17 protein-coding genes are annotated in these 20,135 nt (G+C 36.6%); 8 read left to right on the top strand and 9 right to left on the bottom strand.

Annotated features, from left to right (window positions below; genetic code table 11):
- Window positions 1-57: 57 nt before the first annotated feature.
- Window positions 58-666, bottom strand: a complete 609-nt coding sequence (locus BTA34_RS05020) for a TfoX/Sxy family DNA transformation protein (protein ID WP_151434735.1) — start codon at window positions 664-666, stop codon at window positions 58-60.
- A gap of 229 nt (window positions 667-895) precedes the next feature.
- On the opposite strand from BTA34_RS05020, the gene sulA reads away from it, so the two are divergent.
- Together sulA and ompA are read left to right on the top strand one after the other, a co-directional pair.
- Entirely contained in the window at window positions 896-1,447 is a 552-nt protein-coding gene (sulA, locus tag BTA34_RS05015; RefSeq protein WP_151434734.1) for an SOS-induced cell division inhibitor SulA, read from the top strand.
- A 347-nt stretch (window positions 1,448-1,794) separates the two neighbouring features.
- A complete protein-coding gene (gene ompA, locus BTA34_RS05010; protein ID WP_151434733.1) occupies window positions 1,795-2,886 on the top strand; it encodes a porin OmpA in 1,092 nt (363 codons plus the stop codon).
- A 190-nt stretch (window positions 2,887-3,076) separates the two neighbouring features.
- Here ompA and matP read toward each other — a convergent pair whose 3' ends face one another.
- Window positions 3,077-3,538, bottom strand: a complete 462-nt coding sequence (matP, locus tag BTA34_RS05005; RefSeq protein WP_151434732.1) for a macrodomain Ter protein MatP — start codon at window positions 3,536-3,538, stop codon at window positions 3,077-3,079.
- Between the two features lie 361 nt (window positions 3,539-3,899).
- Here matP and BTA34_RS05000 point away from each other — a divergent pair, with 361 nt between their 5' ends.
- Both BTA34_RS05000 and fabA read left to right on the top strand, forming a co-directional pair.
- On the top strand, window positions 3,900-5,642 hold the full coding sequence (locus BTA34_RS05000; protein WP_151434731.1) for an AAA family ATPase: 1,743 nt from the start codon (window positions 3,900-3,902) through the stop codon (window positions 5,640-5,642).
- An 83-nt stretch (window positions 5,643-5,725) separates the two neighbouring features.
- Window positions 5,726-6,244, top strand: a complete 519-nt coding sequence (fabA, locus tag BTA34_RS04995) for a bifunctional 3-hydroxydecanoyl-ACP dehydratase/trans-2-decenoyl-ACP isomerase (protein WP_023581351.1) — start codon at window positions 5,726-5,728, stop codon at window positions 6,242-6,244.
- Window positions 6,245-6,562: 318 nt separating this feature from the next.
- Here the strand turns inward: fabA and BTA34_RS18270 are convergent, their stop codons facing one another.
- The gene (locus BTA34_RS18270) at window positions 6,563-6,751 is read right to left on the bottom strand and encodes a hypothetical protein (RefSeq protein ID WP_265576351.1); all 189 of its coding nucleotides are present in this window, start codon (window positions 6,749-6,751) and stop codon (window positions 6,563-6,565) included.
- Between BTA34_RS18270 and BTA34_RS04990 the strand changes: the two genes are divergently transcribed.
- Genes BTA34_RS04990 through BTA34_RS04980 form a run of 3 tightly spaced genes read left to right on the top strand, consistent with a single transcriptional unit; the run spans window position 6,687 to window position 9,930 of the window.
- On the top strand, window positions 6,687-6,878 hold the full coding sequence (locus tag BTA34_RS04990) for a YtcA family lipoprotein (protein WP_265576319.1): 192 nt from the start codon (window positions 6,687-6,689) through the stop codon (window positions 6,876-6,878). The two genes, BTA34_RS18270 and BTA34_RS04990, sit on opposite strands and share 65 nt — an antisense overlap.
- 12 nt (window positions 6,879-6,890) lie before the next feature.
- The gene (mdtN, locus tag BTA34_RS04985; protein WP_151434729.1) at window positions 6,891-7,907 is read left to right on the top strand and encodes a multidrug transporter subunit MdtN; all 1,017 of its coding nucleotides are present in this window, start codon (window positions 6,891-6,893) and stop codon (window positions 7,905-7,907) included.
- A gap of 25 nt (window positions 7,908-7,932) precedes the next feature.
- Window positions 7,933-9,930, top strand: a complete 1,998-nt coding sequence (locus BTA34_RS04980; protein ID WP_151434728.1) for an FUSC family protein — start codon at window positions 7,933-7,935, stop codon at window positions 9,928-9,930.
- Window positions 9,931-10,148: 218 nt separating this feature from the next.
- Here the strand turns inward: BTA34_RS04980 and rmf are convergent, their stop codons facing one another.
- From rmf to rlmKL, 6 genes are all read right to left on the bottom strand, one after another.
- Window positions 10,149-10,319, bottom strand: coding sequence for a ribosome modulation factor (rmf, locus tag BTA34_RS04975; protein WP_023581348.1), 171 nt, complete (start codon window positions 10,317-10,319; stop codon window positions 10,149-10,151).
- A 733-nt stretch (window positions 10,320-11,052) separates the two neighbouring features.
- Window positions 11,053-11,625: a membrane integrity-associated transporter subunit PqiC gene (pqiC, locus tag BTA34_RS04970; protein ID WP_151434727.1), complete on the bottom strand. Its 573-nt coding sequence runs from the start codon at window positions 11,623-11,625 to the stop codon at window positions 11,053-11,055.
- Window positions 11,625-13,277 carry an intermembrane transport protein PqiB gene (gene pqiB, locus BTA34_RS04965; protein WP_151434726.1) on the bottom strand — a complete coding sequence of 551 codons (1,653 nt, stop codon included), beginning with the start codon at window positions 13,275-13,277 and terminating at the stop codon, window positions 11,625-11,627. Before pqiB ends, pqiC begins: the two co-directional genes overlap by 1 nt.
- On the bottom strand, window positions 13,270-14,559 hold the full coding sequence (gene pqiA, locus BTA34_RS04960) for a membrane integrity-associated transporter subunit PqiA (protein ID WP_151434725.1): 1,290 nt from the start codon (window positions 14,557-14,559) through the stop codon (window positions 13,270-13,272). Before pqiA ends, pqiB begins: the two co-directional genes overlap by 8 nt.
- An 85-nt stretch (window positions 14,560-14,644) precedes the next feature.
- On the bottom strand, window positions 14,645-16,573 hold the full coding sequence (locus tag BTA34_RS04955) for an ABC transporter ATP-binding protein (protein ID WP_151434724.1): 1,929 nt from the start codon (window positions 16,571-16,573) through the stop codon (window positions 14,645-14,647).
- Window positions 16,574-16,579: 6 nt separating this feature from the next.
- Window positions 16,580-18,694 carry a bifunctional 23S rRNA (guanine(2069)-N(7))-methyltransferase RlmK/23S rRNA (guanine(2445)-N(2))-methyltransferase RlmL gene (rlmKL, locus tag BTA34_RS04950; RefSeq protein WP_151434723.1) on the bottom strand — a complete coding sequence of 705 codons (2,115 nt, stop codon included), beginning with the start codon at window positions 18,692-18,694 and terminating at the stop codon, window positions 16,580-16,582.
- Window positions 18,695-18,802: 108 nt separating this feature from the next.
- Here rlmKL and BTA34_RS04945 point away from each other — a divergent pair, with 108 nt between their 5' ends.
- Window positions 18,803-19,927 (top strand): YcbX family protein, encoded by a 1,125-nt coding sequence (locus BTA34_RS04945; RefSeq protein WP_151434722.1) that lies wholly within the window; start codon window positions 18,803-18,805, stop codon window positions 19,925-19,927.
- Window positions 19,928-20,135: the final 208 nt, after the last annotated feature.

Here is a 20,135-nt window from a genome sequence, read left to right as displayed (position 1 = left end):
TTATTTTCTCTAATTTCCATAAGTACATTAGAGAAAATAACGGTCATTGTTTTTATCTTATTGGAAAGATAATTCGTTGTACCAATCTAATAACTCCATTTTAAGTTGACTAGGTAATACAGAACGATGACACCCGACGATAGCTCCTGCCAATGAGAGTAAAAGTTCACTATTCCTCAAATTGTGGCTATGCATTAATTTTAGATAACACGCTTTAGCACCGATTAAACGCAGTTCTTCAACTTGATTAATGCCAATTTGATTCAATCTTTTTTCTAATATCACTCCTAGATTAGGTAAGTCTTTTATTCTGCAAGGCTTCTTTCGTTGTCCTAAATATTCTTGAATGCTGTAGTGATATGACATATCAATATATTGATCTAATTTTTGCTGATTTTCCCATAGCGAATCCGTTATATGGTAATAACGCAATATGATAGGAATTCCTTTTTTCAAATAGGTATAGGAACTCATTTTTGTTGCCTTATAAAGAGTTTCTAAAAAGCCACTTCCTTTTAAATAAAACTCATTATCTGACGTGATAGCAAACATAACATCATCAATCATTAAGCTAACGCCGCCAAATTGAGACTTTATTGTTAACTCTCCATATTGCGCAATACGCGATAATAAATGAGCCTTCCTTTGCTCAGGTAAAAATAACATTGAAACTCCAACACATACTTTAAGATTAAATTTTATCTTTGAATTCAAAAACATGCATAAAACATCACAAGAAAGACAATAAAGAATTTCCTTTATATTGCCAATAGTTAACGACTCAAAAATAGAGATTTACATAAAATTTGAGAGGAACTTTCAAAAAAAGGAGCTTGATTTAAGCGAAATATAGAGATACTGTATATTCATACAGTATACGTGGAACGAGGTAAATATGAAACTCTCAACATCATCTCCGACAAGACAGAACGCCATTCTCCAAGAGATCTCAAATGAGGTATTACCTCTATCTATCCCTTCAACAGTGGCGACTTACGATAGCAACAATAAACAAGGTATGGTGAGTGAACTTCTCTACCAAAATCCGCTCGTCATTAATCACATCCTTTTGCCATTACTGAGACAGTATAGTCATGAATCACGTTGGTTATTGTGGTTAAACCCACAACAAAAACTAAATCGTACTTGGTTAAAAAATGCAGGATTACCACTTAATAAGATAATTCAGTTAAATCATATAAATATGATAACTACTGTTGATTTAATGGAAAAAGCACTGATGAGTGGTAATTACAGTGTGGTACTCGGTTGGTTACCAGAAATATCGTCAGAAGAGATGAAACGATTAGAATCTGCTGCAAGTAAAGGAAAAACCCTTGGGTTTATTATGCGACAGCAAGTTAATACAAATATCCATTTAGAAAGTAGTAATGCATCTAAACGACATTTGAATTCCGTAAAAATTCATTCAATTCACTACCATTAGTGAAATTTAAGAGTTTTCCTAATACTCAAAACACGCTGATATCATTTAAGATAAGTCAAATGTATTTATAACCTAAATCATATAGTTACAACAAATTTAACAAAAATACAGAATCTTCCCCATTGTGGAATAAGACGGATCTTTTTAAAATTTTAAGTCGAATTTTAAAGGATTACTTGTAACTTTTTAAGTTCATTGTAGACTTTATGTCGTTAAGGTTATGCTTTAAATCCCATTTTTGGGATCATCATTTGATGAGAGCATTGGATTCCTAACAATAATTTAACCAAGGGCAAATAATAAGGCTTAAAGCCAAATGCCTAACTTGGATGATAACGAGGCGTAAAATGAAAAAGACAGCTATCGCATTAGCAGTGGCAGTGGCAGCTTTCGCAACTGCAGCGCAAGCAGCTCCAAAAGACAATACCTGGTATACCGGTGGTAAATTAGGTTGGTCTCAATACCAAGGTACTAGTAACCATTTCGGTGAAACTTCTATTGGTAACGGTAACACTCACCGTGATCAGTTAGGTGCAGGTGCATTTGCTGGTTATCAATACAACCAATACTTAGGTTTTGAACTGGGTTATGATTGGTTAGGTCGTATGACTTACAAAGGTTCATATGACAACGGTGCATTCCGTGCTCAAGGTATCCAATTAACCACTAAATTAAGCTATCCAGTAATGGAAGACTTAGACGTTTATACACGTTTAGGTGGTATGGTATGGCGTGCAGATTCTTCTGCAACTAAAAACGCTACTTCTTTATCTCCAAAACAAGAACGTTTCTCTAATAACGACACTGGTGTTTCTCCAGTATTCGCATTAGGTACTGAATACGCGATCACTCCAAACATCGCTACCCGTGTTGAATATCAATGGATCAACAACATCGGTGATAAAGGTACTCTGAATGCTCGTCCAGACAACGGCATGCTGAGTGTTGGTGTTGCTTACCGCTTCAACCAAGAAACTCCAGCTCCAGTTGTAGCTCCAGCTCCGGTTGTAGCTCCAGCTCCAGTTGTTGAGAACAAAACCTTTACTCTGCGTTCAGACGTTCTGTTCAACTTCAACAAATCTACTCTGAAAGCTGAAGGTCAAGATGCTCTGAATGGTCTGTACAATGAACTGGCTAACATCGACCCAACTCAAGGTCGTGTAGTAGTTATCGGTTACACTGACCGTATCGGTTCACAAAACTACAACCTGCCTCTGTCAGAAAAACGTGCTCAATCTGTAGTTGATTACCTGGTTTCTAAAGGTATCCCTGCAAACAGCATCTCTGCAGAAGGTCGTGGTAAAGAAAACCCAGTTACTGGCAACACTTGTGACAACGTTAAAGCTCGTTCAGCTCTGATCGATTGCTTAGCGCCAGACCGTCGTGTTGAGATCGAAATCCAAGGTACAACTGAAGTTGTTGTTCCTGCTGGTAAATAATTCAGATAGTAGAATAATCTACTGTTGATGAATTCAAAACCCTGCCAATGGCAGGGTTTTTCTTTATGGCGATAAAGTTAGGTAGATAAAATTAGGGAAAAATATAAAGACAAAAATGTGTTCGACCCAGTATGAAATATCACAATAAAAAAATTAATTGTCGAGACCAGTAAGCCAAAATTAATGTAACTTATTTTTCTTTATCGCGTTCTAATAACTCAATAAGCCCATCTTTTAAACTATGCACTTTTAATGCATATTGTTCTTTTCGCTCAGCATCTTCAATTAATTGCACGATCGTTTCTGATAATGTGATCCCTCTTCGTTGTGACAATGCAGATAAGCGCTGCCAAACTTTAAATGTTAAATCGATTGATTTTTTGCGCGTGTGTTGATGCTCAGCATTAAAATAACGTTTTCTTCGTGCTCTAATCGTTTGCTTCATCCTATTAGATAAATCAGGATCCATATGCAAATCTATCCACTCTAAAACTTTTAGTGGTTGCGATTCCAGAAGCAACAATTGCTCGATAGCCTCATCAGCGGCACTTCTTTCTATATAACGGGTAATTAATTCACCTTCACGGTGTTTTTTTACTAGATAGGCCCATTTCCAGCCACATTCTAGGTTCTCTAATTGTTGATATTTCATACAAAATCCCGTGACAACGTAACTATATAGTAGCATATCAACAATTTTACAAAAATACTGCCACTGAACCGAAATTTTTCGATTATTTTATAGACAAATTTATTTTACATAATCTTTCTTATCAATTAATAACAAGCCTTGATAAGGGATAGTTTTCTGAGCGCGTTATGATAGAATCGAGCGTCGCTATCATAAAACCTTAATGACCCATTTTTAACCCGTCATTATAAGGTCGTAGCGGTACATATTCCCTGCCTATGCAGTTGATGACAGTTAAAGAACCGTCTTATTGCAGGATAGATATCGACTTATACGATATCTAATTATCTCTTTTCACTAATCAATAATAAAAACGGTAACCTTGAAAAACAACGAATTAGAATGGCAGGCGTTACGTCCTGATTACGCCTCCTACCAAACTTTCTTTCAAACGGCATCTCAATTACCTGCATCTCTACTTCGTGAGGTTCAACCTCGCCTGTATGAAAGCCTGCAATGGTTAAATAATGCAGATTCAGGGCAGTTTATGCTGTTAAAAGCGGATGATTCTGCTGCTTACTTTGATATGCTGACAGACACATTAATGCAATCAGGGATCAAAACTGATCCTGTTGTTGGCAGTTATCAAGCAGAAACCAATAAAATCAATTGGCAAGATAATGTACAAGGTGCATTTTCATCATCAGAATCTATTACTTGTTGCCAATGGATAGAGCCAGAACAACTCTTTGGTTCATTCTATTGCCATAAAGATGAAGTTACCCTCAGCCCAGGCTTATTGCATAAAGTAAATGGAGGCATCTTAGTCCTCTCTATAAAATCTTTACTTGCACAACCACTAATGTGGTTCCGCCTAAAAAAAATGGTTGAAGAGCAGCGTTTTGAATGGCTTGTCTGGAATGACAATCAATCCTTACCTTTACCTATTGAGAGCATGCCGCTCAATCTTCGAGTTATCTTAGTTGGCGATAGACTTAGCCTTGAAGAGCTTGAATTTATGGAGCCAGAACTAAGTAGCACTGCTTTATATGGTGAATATGAATACGACATGTATTTAGAAGACGAAACCGCTCTTTCTCAATGGTGTGGCTTTGTAAATTCATTGTGCCAAAAATATCGCCTCCCTTCTCTCTCTGCGGATGCTTGGGAAGTCTTGCTAACACAAGCAGCAAGACAACATGAAGATCAGCTAATACTGAGCCTAGATTTAGAATGGATCTTACGCCAGCTTCGTTATGCCATACGTTTTAATCATGGTGCTTCTCTAAATGCCGATGCATTGAAAAAAGCTGAAGAAAACCGCCTATGGCGACACAGTTATTTGTTAGAACGTAGTCGTGATGAGATTTTACAAGACCAAGTAATGATACAAACAGAAGGTGAAGCTATTGGTCAAATCAATGGGCTTTCTGTCTTAGATTACCCCGGATATCCTGATTTAATCGGAGAGCCGACTCGTATTACCTGCGTTGCGCATATAGGTGATGGTGAGTTTACGGATGTTGAGCGAAAAGCAGAGCTTGGTGGCAATCTTCATGCTAAAGGAATGATGATTATGCAAGCTTACTTAAACTCAGAATTACGTTTAGACCAACCGCAGCCATTTAGCACCTCGATTGTTTTTGAGCAATCATATGGTGAGGTTGATGGTGATAGCGCCTCTTTGGCTGAATTATGTGCTTTTATTAGCACACTGGCACAACAACCTATTGATCAGCAAATTGCGGTTACAGGTGCCGTTGATCAATTTGGTCAAGTCCAACCAATTGGTGGCGTAAACCAGAAAATCGAAGGCTTCTTTGATATCTGCCAACAAAGAGGATTAACGGGTGCGCAAGGCGTAATTATTCCTCTTGCTAATATTCGTCATCTTGTACTCAACGAAAATGTGCAACAAGCGGTAAAAGAAGAAAAATTTCATATTTGGCCTGTCACTCATGTAGCAGAAGCGATAACGTTACTGACTCGTCAGCCATATTATGAAGAGCAATGCGAACCAGAACAATCAGACTCACACTTGTTAGCTGTTATTCATGATCGTATAACACTCGCAAATAATCAGGATAGACCTAAATTACCTTGGTTCTTACGTCTATTCAGATAATTCTGTTTCAAGTGATCGGAGTTGTTCAGCGTACAAGTGTAAGCTATTCTGTTATCTTACACTTGATAAAGGCTATATAGACAATGGTTGATAAACGCGAATCTTATTCTAAAGAAGACCTCATTGCTTCAGGCCGTGGTGAATTATTTGGCCAAGATGGTCCACCACTGCCATCTGGTAATATGCTAATGATGGATCGCATCATTAAAATGACAGAAGATGGCGGCACCCATAATAAAGGCTTTATCGAAGCAGAATTCGATATCAAGCCAGATTTATGGTTCTTTGATTGCCACTTCGTCAATGATCCTGTTATGCCGGGTTGCTTAGGTCTAGATGCCATGTGGCAACTTGTTGGCTTCTATCTTGGCTGGCTTGGTGGTGAAGGTAAAGGCCGCGCACTTGGTGTTGGCGAAGTAAAATTCACTGGACAAATATTACCAACAGCAAAAAAAGTTACCTATAAAATTGATTTCAAACGTGTTATCAATCGTAAACTGATTATGGGTATTGCCGATGGTGAAGTGTATGTTGATGGTAAGCTGATTTATGAAGCAAAAGATTTAAAAGTTGGCTTATTTAAAGATACGACTGCATTCTAAATCGTCAGTAACTGATAGACTAAAGCCTACTCTTTTTAAGAATAGGCTTTTTTATTTCTGTTATAAAAATAAAACTTATTCTCATCTAGTTTTTCATCCTACCTATCATATTGAAAACCTACCTTTCCAAGAAAACATAGTGATAACATTTTGATTATGTGAGTAATTTAATCTTATTCAGATCATAACTCCGAATTTCATCTATTCTTTGTTTTTATATCAAAGATAAATTTAACATTTAAAAGTTAAACAAAGACTATAAATTTAGCTTATTGTTATATTTTTAAATAAGTTTTGTGCAATAATGAATGATATTACTTATTTTAATAAACCATTTTTATGCGTCATTATTAGAAAATAGGATGTTATGAATAATATAAAAAATTTAGTAGCAACTGTATTAATGATATTGTTTCTTACAGGATGCTCACCTGCCCCTTCCATTGTATTATTTGGTGCATCATTTCCTGATTGGTTATTATGTTCTGCCATTGGCATTTTAGGCATGATTATCATCCATATCATACTATCCAAAACTAAAGGGCACTTCTTTTTGCACCCTGTTATTATTGTATATCCTTGCGTTACAGCATTAATTTCAATGTTAACTTGGTTATTATTTTTTCCTAAGTAAAAAGGACTAGAGATGATATTAGTACGTAAAATATATAGCCTATTACTTCTATTAATCACATTAATTGTATTAGGGATAGTGCTTTGGAATGTTAATAATGCACCAAGAACAGATGATGCTTATATTTACGCAGATACAATTAATGTAGTACCTGAAATTAATGGTAAAATTATTGAGCTTCCTATCGAGAATAATCAGTTAGTCAAAAAAGGCGACTTACTTTATCGAATAGACCCTCAGCTTTATCAAGCTGATTTAAACTATAATTTAGCTAAACAAAAAACGCTTGAAGAACAAATAAAATTAATGCAACGCTCAATCAGTTCTCAAGAAAAAAATGCTGAAGCTATTCATGCACAAGTTGAAAGTGCAAAAGTTCAATTTTTACAATCTCTCGATTCATATAATCGAAAACTCCCTTTAGTTAAAAAAGGCTATGTTTCTAAGGAAGAGATAAATCAAGCATTAACAAAGAAAAATAGTGATGAGGCTGTTTATAAAGCTTTACAATTACAAGCCAAACAAGCAATTCTAGCGATTGATGGTATTGAGGCTTTAGAAGCTCAACGCAATGAAGTCGTTGCTCAAATTGAAAAAGCGAAGCTTAATTTACAATATACAGAAGTCAGAGCCCCTTTTGATGGCATAGTAACATCACTAAAAACCACTGTAGGGCAATATACCTCCCCCTCTCAAGCCATTATGACCTTAATTGATACAAAACAATGGTTTGTCATCGCAAATTTCCGTGAAACAGATTTAAAAGGACTTCATAAAGGCTCTCCAGCACAAGTGTTTGTTATGAGCGATACAAATAAATCTTTTTCTGGTGTTGTTGACTCAATTAGTTATGGTGTTGCTCCCACAGATGAAGGAATCATTATTGGTGGTTTACCGTCAGTAAGTCGTTCTATTAATTGGGTCCATGTCTCACAACGGTTTCCTGTAAAAATACGTATTGCTGATCCTGATCCTGATTTATTCCGTATTGGTGCTTCTTCCGTTGTCATTATTCAGCGCGATAAATGATAAGTCATTAAGGAAGAATAAAATAATGAAAGAGAACTCAATTTTAGAAAATATTCAGAATGCTTTATTACCTTATCCAGGAAGAATGAACCAAACAGTACGCACAGTAATATCATGCGTTTTGGTTGTAATTATTTCACTATCCCTGCAAATACCCTATATTCCACTTTCTATTATTGTTGTCTTCTTTCTAACTCAAACAAATATTGTTATTACAAAAATAATCGGCTTTCTATTTATTATTGCAGGTACATTAGCAATATTGGTATCTCTTCTAATCATTATTATAACTTGGAATTCCCCTTTTCTCAGAATATTACTTTCCTCCCTTGTTTTTCTAATTAGCTTTTTTTTAATGAGAACAACAAAAGTCGGAATTCTCTTTTATATTATTTCAATCGTTGTTATTTATTCACAATCCCTTGTTGATATTGCACCTAATGCAGAACTACTTGTTAGATCAATTTTATGGGTTTGGGTTTCTGTTATTTATACTATAGTTGTTACACTGATAATTAATACACTTTTATTACCCATTGAACCCGAAAAACAGCTTACTAATTTTTTAATTTATCAAATTAAAATTATTAATAAATGCATTGATCCTACAATTTCATCTACCGAAAAAGATCATAATATTGTTCAAGTAGGCATGGACCTACAAGCCATGTATAAATATCTGCGCTTTAGTATTATGCGAGATAAAAATAACACACTAGATAAACAATACTATATTGAAAAAATAACCTTTATTTCTGAAATTCGAAATTTATCAGCAAAACTACCTCAAGAATTAGCTAATGAGGAAGATAAAATATTTGCTGCACAACTAGCCAATACGCTAGAAAATATAAAATTATCACTAGAAAAAAAATCATTATCTGAACAAGATATAATTCATTATAAAACTACAAATAATGTGATTTTAAATAGGATCTATTCGGCACTAAAAAGATATTTAGAAAGTGAAAAAAATTACCTTAGTAAAGAGGAAGTTGAATTAATTTTAAATAAGGTTGATCAACCTAAAGAACGTTTTTGGATCGAAGATGCTTTTACTAATAGTCGATACATCATCTTTGCATTAAAAACATTACTCTCTGTATTAGTTAGTTATTTTATTTATACATTAACTGATTGGACTGGGATTAGCACCTTTATGTTAAGCTGCCTAATTATTGCTCAACCTGGATTAGGCAATGTTCAACGTAAAGTTATTTTGCGTTTATCTGGCGCAGTTATTGGTGCGGTTTTTGCGCTATTTTCAATAATGTTTATCACCAACCAAATAAATTCTATTTTTGGTTTATTATTATTGATAATTCCCGTTTTTTTTCTTGCTGGATGGGTGGCAACGGGGCAAGAAAATATTAGCTATGCAGGTATTCAAATAGCATTTACATTTTCATTAGCTTTATTAGAAACAACGGGCCCTGTTTATGAACTTACGGCTGTTCGGGATCGTATTATTGGTATAATTTTAGGTATCATACTAGGTAGTATAATACATATTTTCATCTCTCCAGAAAGAGAAGGGGCGATAGTTTTAGGAAAACTTGCCTCTATTATAGAATTAGTCAGAAAGGAATGGAGTCCGAAAAATAAGCAAGGGATGAAGCTAACACGCGAAGATATTGCAATAAAGCTCTTTGAATGTAATGAATTTATTTCACGAGTAAGTATTGAGCCAACATGGGTAAATAATGAAGGGTCACACGATAATTTTAATCAGCATACACAAGAGATTTTCTATTTATTAAAAAATATCATTTATAACTATGAAAAATTACTTTTACAATTTGATGATAGTAAAAAAACAATGGATCAAAAAGCGATAGAAAGTAACACTGAAATTATTAATCAGTATAAAAATAATTTATTCCTCATAACACTTAGATTACAAGGCGCCCGTACTAATCGCCCACGCTACCCCGATCTTAATAAAGTTAAAAATAATAACTTAAAAGAATTAATGCAAAACTTTGAGCTAAGCATGAACAGTTTCTTTAATTTAGGTCGTTAATCTGTTTAATTATAAAATGATAAATGCAAAAGGCTTACAAAATGTAAGCCTTTTTATATCCAATTTGATTGTTTGTTATTTATACTCAAATTGTCCTATGTTCAATATGTACATAGGAATATATAAATAACCCTCGTTTTGATTGTCGGTAAAATCTTAGTGATAATATTTAATATAGCTAAAAATAAACTATTATCTATTTCACTGCGACGGGTTATTTATTTTACCAGACTCGGGCGATCTTCCATCGCCTGTCGCCAGCCTCCAAGCCAATGTGAACGCGCATCAATGGCGAAATAAGGGCAAAGTTCTTTTGAACGACCTTGCATACCAGCTTGATAACCTTTCGATAATGCTCTTGCTAAACGATCTCGTTTCTGTCTTTTCATATCTAGACAACCCTCACGTTCTAAGTTTAAGCGGAAAGATAATGATTGTTTTTTCAACAACCACTATAAATTGATACGCTTTATTGCACATTTAAGCAAGTAAAGAAGTTAATACAAATGTCATATTTGTGATGTTGAACCAACTATAAATTTAATACTTAATGTTATTATTTATTTTATCTAATAATTCGACTAAAATATTATCTAATCATTTTAATAAGTTATATTAAAACAAATCACAATATGTTGATATTTAATCAATTTTTATAAATAAAAATAACTTCCTTTATTTTTATTTTATGTAACCAATAATTTAATTAAGATAAAATAATGTTTATTTTAAAATTTATGTCAATATAAGACTTGGTTTATATATATAATTTTTTGCTCTATTTTTATTTTTTTGTAGAAAACTCTTTTTAATTACCTTTGTTTTATTAAGGAATTAGCCATCATTGAAGGTAAAATAAGCGATTAATACCTCTTATGTACATCTATTAATTCAGACTCTTTAAATACCAATTCCATACCTTCTGCAAAATAATCTTCTCAACTGAAGAAGCTTTATGCTCTTGTTGCCTAAATGTCCCACTAATTGCTGTGAGATATTTCCTTTAAGGTTTTCTAACGGATTGTTTTTTATTATTCTTTTCTAAAGAAACAAAAACCCAATATTCAACTTAAAGACAATTTAAGAGAATATTGGGTTTGAATAAACACGATGCTAAGTCAGTTAGTATTGAGCTTGAATTGCTTTCGCTATGTCAGAAACCACTTGCTCCCAGCCTTGCCCTAATGTACGCACTAAAGCAGGATAACCATCTTCAGTTTGTGTTAAAACTAAAGAGAATGGCTGATTAATCACTTTATTATTTTCAGTATAAATCCAGTCACCTGAAATAATTACCTGTCCATCATAACGGCCTTGAAAGTAATTAACGGTGACCGTTAATTTCGCTAAGCTATCTTCAACAGGTTGATTAGCAACAACCGTGCCCGGCAATGCTTTTGTTAAACCTGAAATAAGGTTCTGTTGTAATTGCTGATCAAGTGGATTAATCCATAGGTGTTGATTAGCCACGGTATAGTTGATATCCGTCGTTTGATAAACAATTCCTGCATTAACTAGCATATTAGACAACCGGATCGGCTGAACCCAAATTTGAGGCTTCTTGGCTGACTGTGTTGTCGAGACTTGTTCTGACACGCCACCTTGATAAACATCAGGCAACTGATAATACGTTTTATCAATCTGACTTGAACATGCCGTTAACATCAATACAAATACCCCAATGATGTATTTCATTATTTTTCAGCCCTCTTCGGTTCTGGATCTTTACCTTCCTTCGCTTCAAAAATTAATGCATTGCTCTTATTGTTCAATGTTTTCAATAAAGGCTGCATTTCTCTTAAAACCTGATCAACTTGCTGCATATTATCGATCATTTTTCCGTATGCAGGAGAGCCTGGTTGGAAGCCTTGCATACTGCGATTAATCTCTTTCAATGACTGCTGAATATCGTTAGGAAGATTTCTAAATTCATCACTACCAATCATGGCATTCAATGACTTCAGTGTTTCTTTAGCTTCACTGACTGCTTTTTGGCTTTCAGATAATGTTGCAGTCATCTCTTTAAGCATTGGTTCAACAGGAAGATTGTTGATCTTATCCAGTGATGTCATCACTTTTTGCTGAATCTGCGCTAAACCAGAGCTAACCGTCGGAATTTGTTGGTAACCTGCAACTTCTTGAGGTCCTTCCCATTTAGCTTCGTCAGGATAGAAATCAAGATCAATATAAAGCGCCCCAGTTAAAAGGTTACCTGATTTCAATGATGCTCTTAGCCCATTATTAGAAGCAAAAGTGATTTCTTTAACGAAGTCGAAACTTTCACCGACATCATTGGCAAAACGCTCTGGTTCAACATGGATAAGCACTGGAATACGAAAATCTTTATCTAGCGATTGTTGCATACCTTTAGTGTAATAAGGCACTTGTACAACTGTTCCCATACGGATCCCACGGAATTCGACGGGAGCGCCTGCTTGCAATCCTCTTACAGAATCAGAGAAAAACATAATGTAGCTACGATAGTCGGTATATAGCGAGTTTTGAATGCTCTTTTCATTATCGTAGAGCTTAAATTCTGTTTTAGGTGCAATAGGATCACCGGGTACCCATCCCGCAGGAACATCAAAACTGACACCGCCACTAAAGAGTGTAGAAAGTGATGCCATTTCAACACGCACACCCGATGAAGACATATCAAAAGCGATGCCAGAATCTTTCCAGAATCGAACATTTGAGGTCACCATTTTGTCATAAGGTGCTTTGATAAAGAGTTGATAATGCATATCTCGGCTCTCAATGTTGAATTCACTGGTTTCAACAGAGCCGACTTGGTAGCCTCTAAATAAAACAGGATCGCCCGCATTTAATTGACCAGCGGCTTCGCTTACCAAATTGATACGAATACCTTTTGCATCTGGTGACGCCAATGGAGGCGAGTCGAGAAGATTAAATTCATCGACTTCTTTACCTTTTAATCCCGGCTGCAATTCGATATAAGCCCCCGAAAGCAAGGTACCTAAACCCGTTACACCCTCTTTACCAACCTGAGGTCTTACAACCCAAAATGCAGTATCTGCGCGTAATAACTCTTTCATCTCTTTATCAAGACGAGCCGTAATAATAACGCGACTAAAATTGCTATCGAGTGTGACACTTTCAACTAAGCCAATATCCACACTGCGACTTTTAATTTTAGTTTTACCAGCTTCAATGCCATCTGCATTATAGGTAATTAATGTAACTTCTGGTCCCTGATGGCTGAAATGATAATAAAGTATCCACGCACCAATCAGTAAAGTGACAAGTGGTATGATCCAAACTGGAGACCAGCTTTTTAGTTTGTTAATTTTTGCTTCAGTTAAAGCAGTTTCATTCTTTTCAGTCACCCTTAGGCTCCTTAATCGTGGGTTTATCATCATCGGTTGTACACTTATCCCACGTCAACCGAGGATCAAACATCATTGCAGAGAACATAGTTAGCACTACAACCAATGCAAATAGCACCACACCAAAATCAGGATAGATGCTCATCAGACGTCCCATTCTGACTAATGAAGCTAAAACAGCAATTACGAAGACGTCAATCATCGACCAACGCCCTACATATTCAACAACTTCATAGAGAAAATGCATTCTAGCAGGATCTCTTTTTCCATTAGATTTGTGTGCATCCCAACACAACCAAGCAATTGCGAGCATTTTTAAACTTGGCACCATAATACTGGCAATAAATATCACCATGGCAACAGGATAAGAGCCATCTTCCCATAACAAAATAACCCCAGCCATAATGGTTGAATAGAGGTTATTACCCAGTGATTCTGTCACCATAATCGGTAATAAATTCGCGGGAATATAGAGGATCAACGAAGTAATCAACAGTGATACTGTCCATTGCAAACTTTTCGGTTTTCTTGCATGTCCTTTCACTTCACAACGACTACATTCATATTGGTCGGCAGGTAAAATTGCCGTACATGAACGGCACAATCTTACACCTTGTTTTAATCCCGGTTTACCCGATTCTATGTCAGGATAAGCAGGACGAGGCTCTAATTTTTCCCATAAGGTATGTCTATCAAGACACTGGAAAGCACGAATTTGAAATAAGCAATAAAGCACATAAGGAGGAAAGCTCAATCCCAGCCCAATATCACCATAAGCCATTAATTTTACAAAGCTAACTAAAATTCCCGCAAGAAAAATTTCTGCCATACACCACGATTTTAGTTGAAATAAAATACGCGATAACCAAATTTGTAATTTTCTTGGTAATTTAATGGGTGTGCAAAGAAGCAAGATTGCGATCATACAAAAAGCGGGCACAATCTGCACAAACAATAGGAAAAAGGCACCTAGCTCAACGTAGTTTTCGCTGAACATCACCGTTGGAATTTGCATCAATGTGACATTATTGGTAATACCCGCCACTTCCATACTAACAAAAGTAAATTGGCTCGCCATTAACAGCATAAATAATGCGCTGATTGCTAATGCAACAGGTTGATAAAAAGGTTGGCGCCAACGTGCAGTTAGCACAGTATGGCAACGAGGGCATGTTGCTTTTGTTCCTTGTACTAATTGAGGAACACTGACCACCAGATCGCACTGAGGACATAATATTTGCTCATGTTTATGTTCATGACGATGTTGTTGACCAGAGCACACAGCGACACCTCTTATTTAGAATAATCAATAAAAGAACATTTAATCTAGGAATTAAAACGGGGCATAATGCCCCGCTTTCAGTTGGCTACTCGCCGTTTTGCATCATTTCCAGCTCTTGCCATCTATCAAAAGCCGTTTCAAGCTCTTGTTCTTTATCTGCAAGCGCCTTTAAGACTTTTTCTGTCTCTTCATGAGGACGAGTAAAGAAATCTGCCCCACTCACTTCTTCTTGTAATGCACTTAACTGCGTTTCTAAGCTTTCTAATTTAGCAGGAAGTTGCTCAAGTTCTCGTATCAAATGATAACTTAATTTGTTATTACGAGTGTTCTTTTTAGAGCTATCTTTCACTTTTGCTTCTTTTTCAGCTTTTTCTGGTACGTTGCGTGATTTGTTTGTCTCACTCTTTAGTGAAACCGTCTGCGCTCGTTGTTGCTGAGCATCGTAATATCCACCAACGTAGCTGTTAATAACACCATCACCTTCAAAGATCCAACATTCAGTAACACTATTATCAACAAATTCACGGTCATGGCTAACCAGTAAAACAGTGCCTTGATAAGCATCAACCAGCTCTTCTAGTAATTCCAATGTTTCAACATCGAGATCATTGGTTGGCTCATCGAGGATCAGTAAGTTACTCGGTTTTAAGAATAAACGTGCCAGTAACAGACGGTTTCTCTCACCGCCTGAAAGTGCGCGAACAGGCGTCATCGCACGTTTAGGTGGGAATAAGAAGTCTTGCAAATAACCAAGCACATGGCGAGGGCGACCATTTACCATCACCTCTTGCTTACCTTCAGCAAGGTTATCCATTACTGTTTTATCAGGATCAAGTGCCGCACGGTGCTGATCAAAGTAAGCCACTTCAAGCTTAGTACCACAATGAACTCGTCCGCTGTCTGCTTTTAAATCGCCTAACATGAGTTTCAATAAAGTGGTTTTACCGCAACCATTTGGCCCCACCAGCGCAATTTTATCGCCACGTTGTACTTTGGCAGAAAAGTCACGAACTAACTTACGCATTCCAATGCTGTAATTAACATCTTCAAGTTCAAAAACAATTTTACCAGAACGCGTCGCTTCTTCGACCTGCATTCGAGCACTACCTAACACTTCACGGCGTTCGCTGCGCTCTACACGCAGTGCTTTTAATGCTCTTACACGACCTTCGTTACGAGTACGTCGTGCTTTAATGCCTTGGCGTATCCACGCTTCTTCTTGTGCTAATTTACGATCAAACTCTGCGTTTTGTTGCTCTTCAACACGCAATGCTTCTTCTTTGCTTTCAAGATATTTATCGTAATTTCCCGGCCATGAAGAAAGTTTGCCACGATCAAGATCGATAATACGCGTTGCCATATTACGGATAAATGAGCGGTCATGGGAAATAAATACGATACTTCCTTGGAAATCTTTTAAGAATTTCTCAAGCCAAAGGATCGTTTCAATATCAAGGTGGTTTGTTGGCTCATCTAAAAACAGTACTCTTGGTGCACTGACTAATGCGCGCCCTAATGCTGCTTTTCTTAACCAACCACCGGATAAAGAAGAAAGCTCTGCTTCACCATCTAAACCGAGTTTTTCTAGCACTTCGGCAATTCGGCTATCAAGTAACCACAAGTTACGACTATCAAGTACTTCTTGTAGCTCAGCCATTTTATTGAGATTTTTATCAGAAGGATCTGTCTCAATCAGTTTAGAAATATGGTGATAATCCGTTAGATATTTAGCATCTTCTTCAACACCTTCGGCAACAAAGTCAAAGATAGTGCCTTCAATATCTCTTGGCGGATCTTGTTGTAAGCGAGCAGTCACAAGATCTTGCTCATAAACAACTTGACCATCATCTAAAGGTTGCTCTTTAGATAACACTCTTAATAGTGTTGATTTACCCGCACCATTGCGCCCAACTAAACAAACGCGTTCATTTTCTTCAATAAATAAATCGGTGCTATCTAATAGTGGGGCATCGCTGAAAGATAAATAAGCCCCAGTCAAACTAATTAACGGCATTGTAAATTATTCCTCACTAGCATGAGTTAACAGCCAGCAATTGTGAATTTGGCGGTTACGTGCAAAGTCTTGTGATAATGTTTTCTGTGTTATCTCTTTTGCACACAAGCCAATTTTTGCTAACTCTTCATGTTCCATTTTGAATCCACGTTTGTTATTTGAGAACATAATTGTTCCACCTTTTCTCAACAAACGTTTTAGATGTTTCATTAGTTCAATGTGATCACGCTGTACATCAAAGGTGTTTTCCATTCGTTTTGAGTTAGAAAACGTAGGCGGATCAATAAAGATCACATCAAATTGTTCGTTGCTCTGCATTAACCATTGAATGCAATCTGCTTGCATTAAACGGTGTTGTCTACCTGATAAGCCATTCGCTTGAAAGTTTTTCTCCGCCCATTCAAGATAAGTACGAGACATATCAACGGTTGTTGTGCTTTTTGCACCGCCAATTCCCGCATGAACAGAAGCTGTACCGGTATAAGCAAAAAGATTTAAGAAATCTTTTCCATTACTCATTTCACCCAGCATTTTTCGTGCAATACGGTGATCTAAGAACAACCCTGTATCGAGATAATCTGTTAGATTTACCCAAAATTTTGCACCAAACTCATCAACTAAGAAAAAATCACCTTTTTCGGCCATTTTTTCATACTGCTGTTTACCTTTTTGGCGTTGACGTGTTTTTAAAATCAGTTGATCCGAACGTAATGCCAATACTTCCATTGTTGCGCTAATCACATCAAATAAGCGCTGGCGAGCTTTGTGCTCATTAACTGTTTTAGGTGGTGCATATTCTTGAATAACCACTTTATCGCCATAACGATCCACAGCAACATTATATTCAGGTAAATCAGCATCGTATAAACGATAACATTCAATTTGCTGTTGTTTTGCCCATTTCGCGAGTTTTTTCTCATTTTTACGTAAACGGTTTGCAAAATCTTCCGCAAGCCCAGTGTTAATCGTTGATGGTGTATCAGAAAGTAAATAGTTCTTTTGTACACAATCAAGAGGGCCATTTTTTGCTTTGAACTCTCTTTCAGCACGTAATTGAATGCAACTTAACAGTTCAGGTGATGCACTAAATAGTGACAATCTCCAACCTGGGAAGTGTGCTTTTATCGCTCTTCCTAACTGGCTATGCAGTGCAATTAATGCAGGCTCGCTTTCTAAACGCTCACCATACGGTGGGTTACTGATAATTGTCCCTTTTATTTCTGTTGAAACTGGGTTTGTCAGTTTAGCTGCATCACCGTGAGCAAATGTGATCAGTTCAGCAACATCCGCTCTGCGAGCATTGGCTCTTGCCATATCCAATACACGTTTATCAACATCAAAACCATAGAAACGCGCAGTGGTATTCTTTTTACCTTCACGGAAACGAGCAAAAGCTTCATGAGTCACTTCTTTCCATAATGCTTCATCGTGACCTAACCAATGACGAAACCCCCAATGCACACGATTTAATGCTGGAGCGCAATCTGTCGCCATCATCGCTGCTTCAATTAATAATGTACCGGAGCCACACATTGGATCGATTAATGGTGTGTCAAGTTTCCAGCCTGAACGCATAATAATTGCAGCAGCTAAGTTTTCTTTTAAAGGCGCTTGCCCTGTTAAGTCGCGATAGCCACGTTGATGTAAACCATCACCACTTAAATCTAAAGATAGAGAGGCTTTTTCTTTATGAAGGTGAATAGTTAAACGGATATCAGGAGATTGTTTAGCGACATCCGGACGTTGCCCTATTTTACGTTGAAATGAGTCAACGATGGCATCTTTCGCTTTTAATGCACCATATTGGCTATTGCGAATAATGTCATTCGTGCCATTAAAATGAATAGCAAAAGTCTGATCAACAGTAAAAATCTCACTCCAATCAATTGCCTGCACACCAAGATATAAGTCTAGATCACTATAAACATTGAATTCATTTAACGGCAACATAATACGCGACGCTAAACGGCTCCAAAGTAAAGACTGATACATGGTTTTATCATCAGCACGGAAATAAACACCGCCTTGTGTTATCTGGCAAGCCTGAGCACCTAAGTGTTCAAGTTCAGATTTTAATAGTTCTTCCAGACCTCGGCCTGTGCTGGCAAACAGAGAGCGCATAATATTGTTACCACCTAAAATAAAATTGTTGGGCATTATAGCTAATTGTATTACGTTGTCATAAAGTTACTGGCTATAAAAAATAATAATGTCTTTTTGGGAGCACTGATGATCAACGTTTCACGCCTTTATATACACCCAGTTAAATCAATGAAGGGAATTCGACTTTCTCATGCATTTGCTCGTGAGAGCGGATTCACGTTTGATCGCGATTTTATGATAACCACCCCTGAAGGGACTTTTATCACGGCACGAAAATTTCCCGTTTTGCTGTGTTTTATTCCCACTGTCATGGCAAATGGTATTTATATTCAAGCTCCTGATGGTGAAGGTATTGCTATCACCTATCAAGATTTTGAAACCACATTGCAACCGACAGAAGTTTGGGGCAACCATTTTACCGCGTATGTGGCTCCAGATGAAATAAATCAGTGGTTCAGTCGTTATTTAAAAATGGATGTTCAACTTCGTTGGACTGGCGAAAAATCGACACGTCGAGTGAAAAAAAATCCAGAAACCGCTGTTTCTTTCGCTGATGGTTACCCTTACTTATTAATTAATGAAGCCTCATTTCAATACTTACAACAGCGTTGCCCTGCTTCCATTAATATTGAGCAATTTCGAGGTAATATCCTCATAACAGGTGCAAAGCCTTTTGAAGAAGATACTTGGCAGACTATTCGTATTGGCTCTGTTGTGATGGATCTGATGAAACCTTGTAGTCGTTGCATCATGACCACAATTAGTATTGATAAAGGCGTGAAACATCCTAACACAGAACCCCTCGCAACACTGCAAACATTCCGTAGTGATGAAACAGGCGATGTCGATTTTGGTCAAAATGTCATCATTCGTCAAACAGGGATTATTCGTGTGGGGGATACAGTTGAAGTATTAGCTTATAAAGAAGCAAAGCACTATATTGTAACAGCACCTATAGAAACACAAGCCACACCAGCGGTGGAAAGCACTCAAGCACAAACTGTTAGCATTGAATTTAATGGTGTAGCTTTTGAGGGTAATAACCAAGAAGTGTTATTAGAACAGCTTGAAAATAATGGCTATGCTATCCCTTATAGTTGCCGTGCCGGTCTTTGTGGCTCTTGTGTTATCCAATTAGATGAAGGCGATGTTAATGCATTAAAAGCCGGAGCAATTAAACGCTCAGGTAAAATTTTAGCCTGTAGCTGTGTTCCTAACGGCAATGTGAGACTTTCACTTAATAAAAAATAACGCTTATCTTTATCACAAATTAAAAGAAGGTAATTTGCCCTTATCTTCTTTTTTTATTTTAAATAAAATAGTTTATTTAATAAGAATTATCTTATTAAGAACTCAATAATAAATTATCAATAAACTTATTTTACTTTTAGAAAAAGATGACAGGAAGAGCGTAATGAAGATTTGATTTTAGGGAGTGTTGTTTGGGGGTGGATTTACT

Source organism: Proteus sp. CD3 (assembly GCF_008808075.1).
In the GTDB taxonomy this organism is placed as follows: Bacteria; Pseudomonadota; Gammaproteobacteria; order Enterobacterales; family Enterobacteriaceae; genus Proteus; species Proteus appendicitidis.
Note: the sequence above shows the minus strand (reverse complement) of the source record. Positions and strands in the feature narration are given on the sequence as shown.

Bases quoted from the DNA above. Each gene is read 5' to 3' on its own strand.
- BTA34_RS05020 (WP_151434735.1), bottom strand. From the start codon at position 666: ATGTTATTTTTACCTGAGCAAAGGAAGGCTCATTTATTATCGCGTATT.
- sulA (WP_151434734.1), top strand. From the start codon at position 896: ATGAAACTCTCAACATCATCTCCGACAAGACAGAACGCCATTCTCCAA.
- ompA (WP_151434733.1), top strand. From the start codon at position 1,795: ATGAAAAAGACAGCTATCGCATTAGCAGTGGCAGTGGCAGCTTTCGCA.
- matP (WP_151434732.1), bottom strand. From the start codon at position 3,538: ATGAAATATCAACAATTAGAGAACCTAGAATGTGGCTGGAAATGGGCC.
- fabA (WP_023581351.1), top strand. From the start codon at position 5,726: ATGGTTGATAAACGCGAATCTTATTCTAAAGAAGACCTCATTGCTTCA.
- BTA34_RS18270 (WP_265576351.1), bottom strand. From the start codon at position 6,751: ATGCCTAAAATGCCAATGGCAGAACATAATAACCAATCAGGAAATGAT.
- mdtN (WP_151434729.1), top strand. From the start codon at position 6,891: ATGATATTAGTACGTAAAATATATAGCCTATTACTTCTATTAATCACA.
- BTA34_RS04980 (WP_151434728.1), top strand. From the start codon at position 7,933: ATGAAAGAGAACTCAATTTTAGAAAATATTCAGAATGCTTTATTACCT.
- rmf (WP_023581348.1), bottom strand. From the start codon at position 10,319: ATGAAAAGACAGAAACGAGATCGTTTAGCAAGAGCATTATCGAAAGGT.
- pqiC (WP_151434727.1), bottom strand. From the start codon at position 11,625: ATGAAATACATCATTGGGGTATTTGTATTGATGTTAACGGCATGTTCA.
- BTA34_RS04955 (WP_151434724.1), bottom strand. From the start codon at position 16,573: ATGCCGTTAATTAGTTTGACTGGGGCTTATTTATCTTTCAGCGATGCC.
- rlmKL (WP_151434723.1), bottom strand. From the start codon at position 18,694: ATGCGCTCTCTGTTTGCCAGCACAGGCCGAGGTCTGGAAGAACTATTA.
- BTA34_RS04945 (WP_151434722.1), top strand. From the start codon at position 18,803: ATGATCAACGTTTCACGCCTTTATATACACCCAGTTAAATCAATGAAG.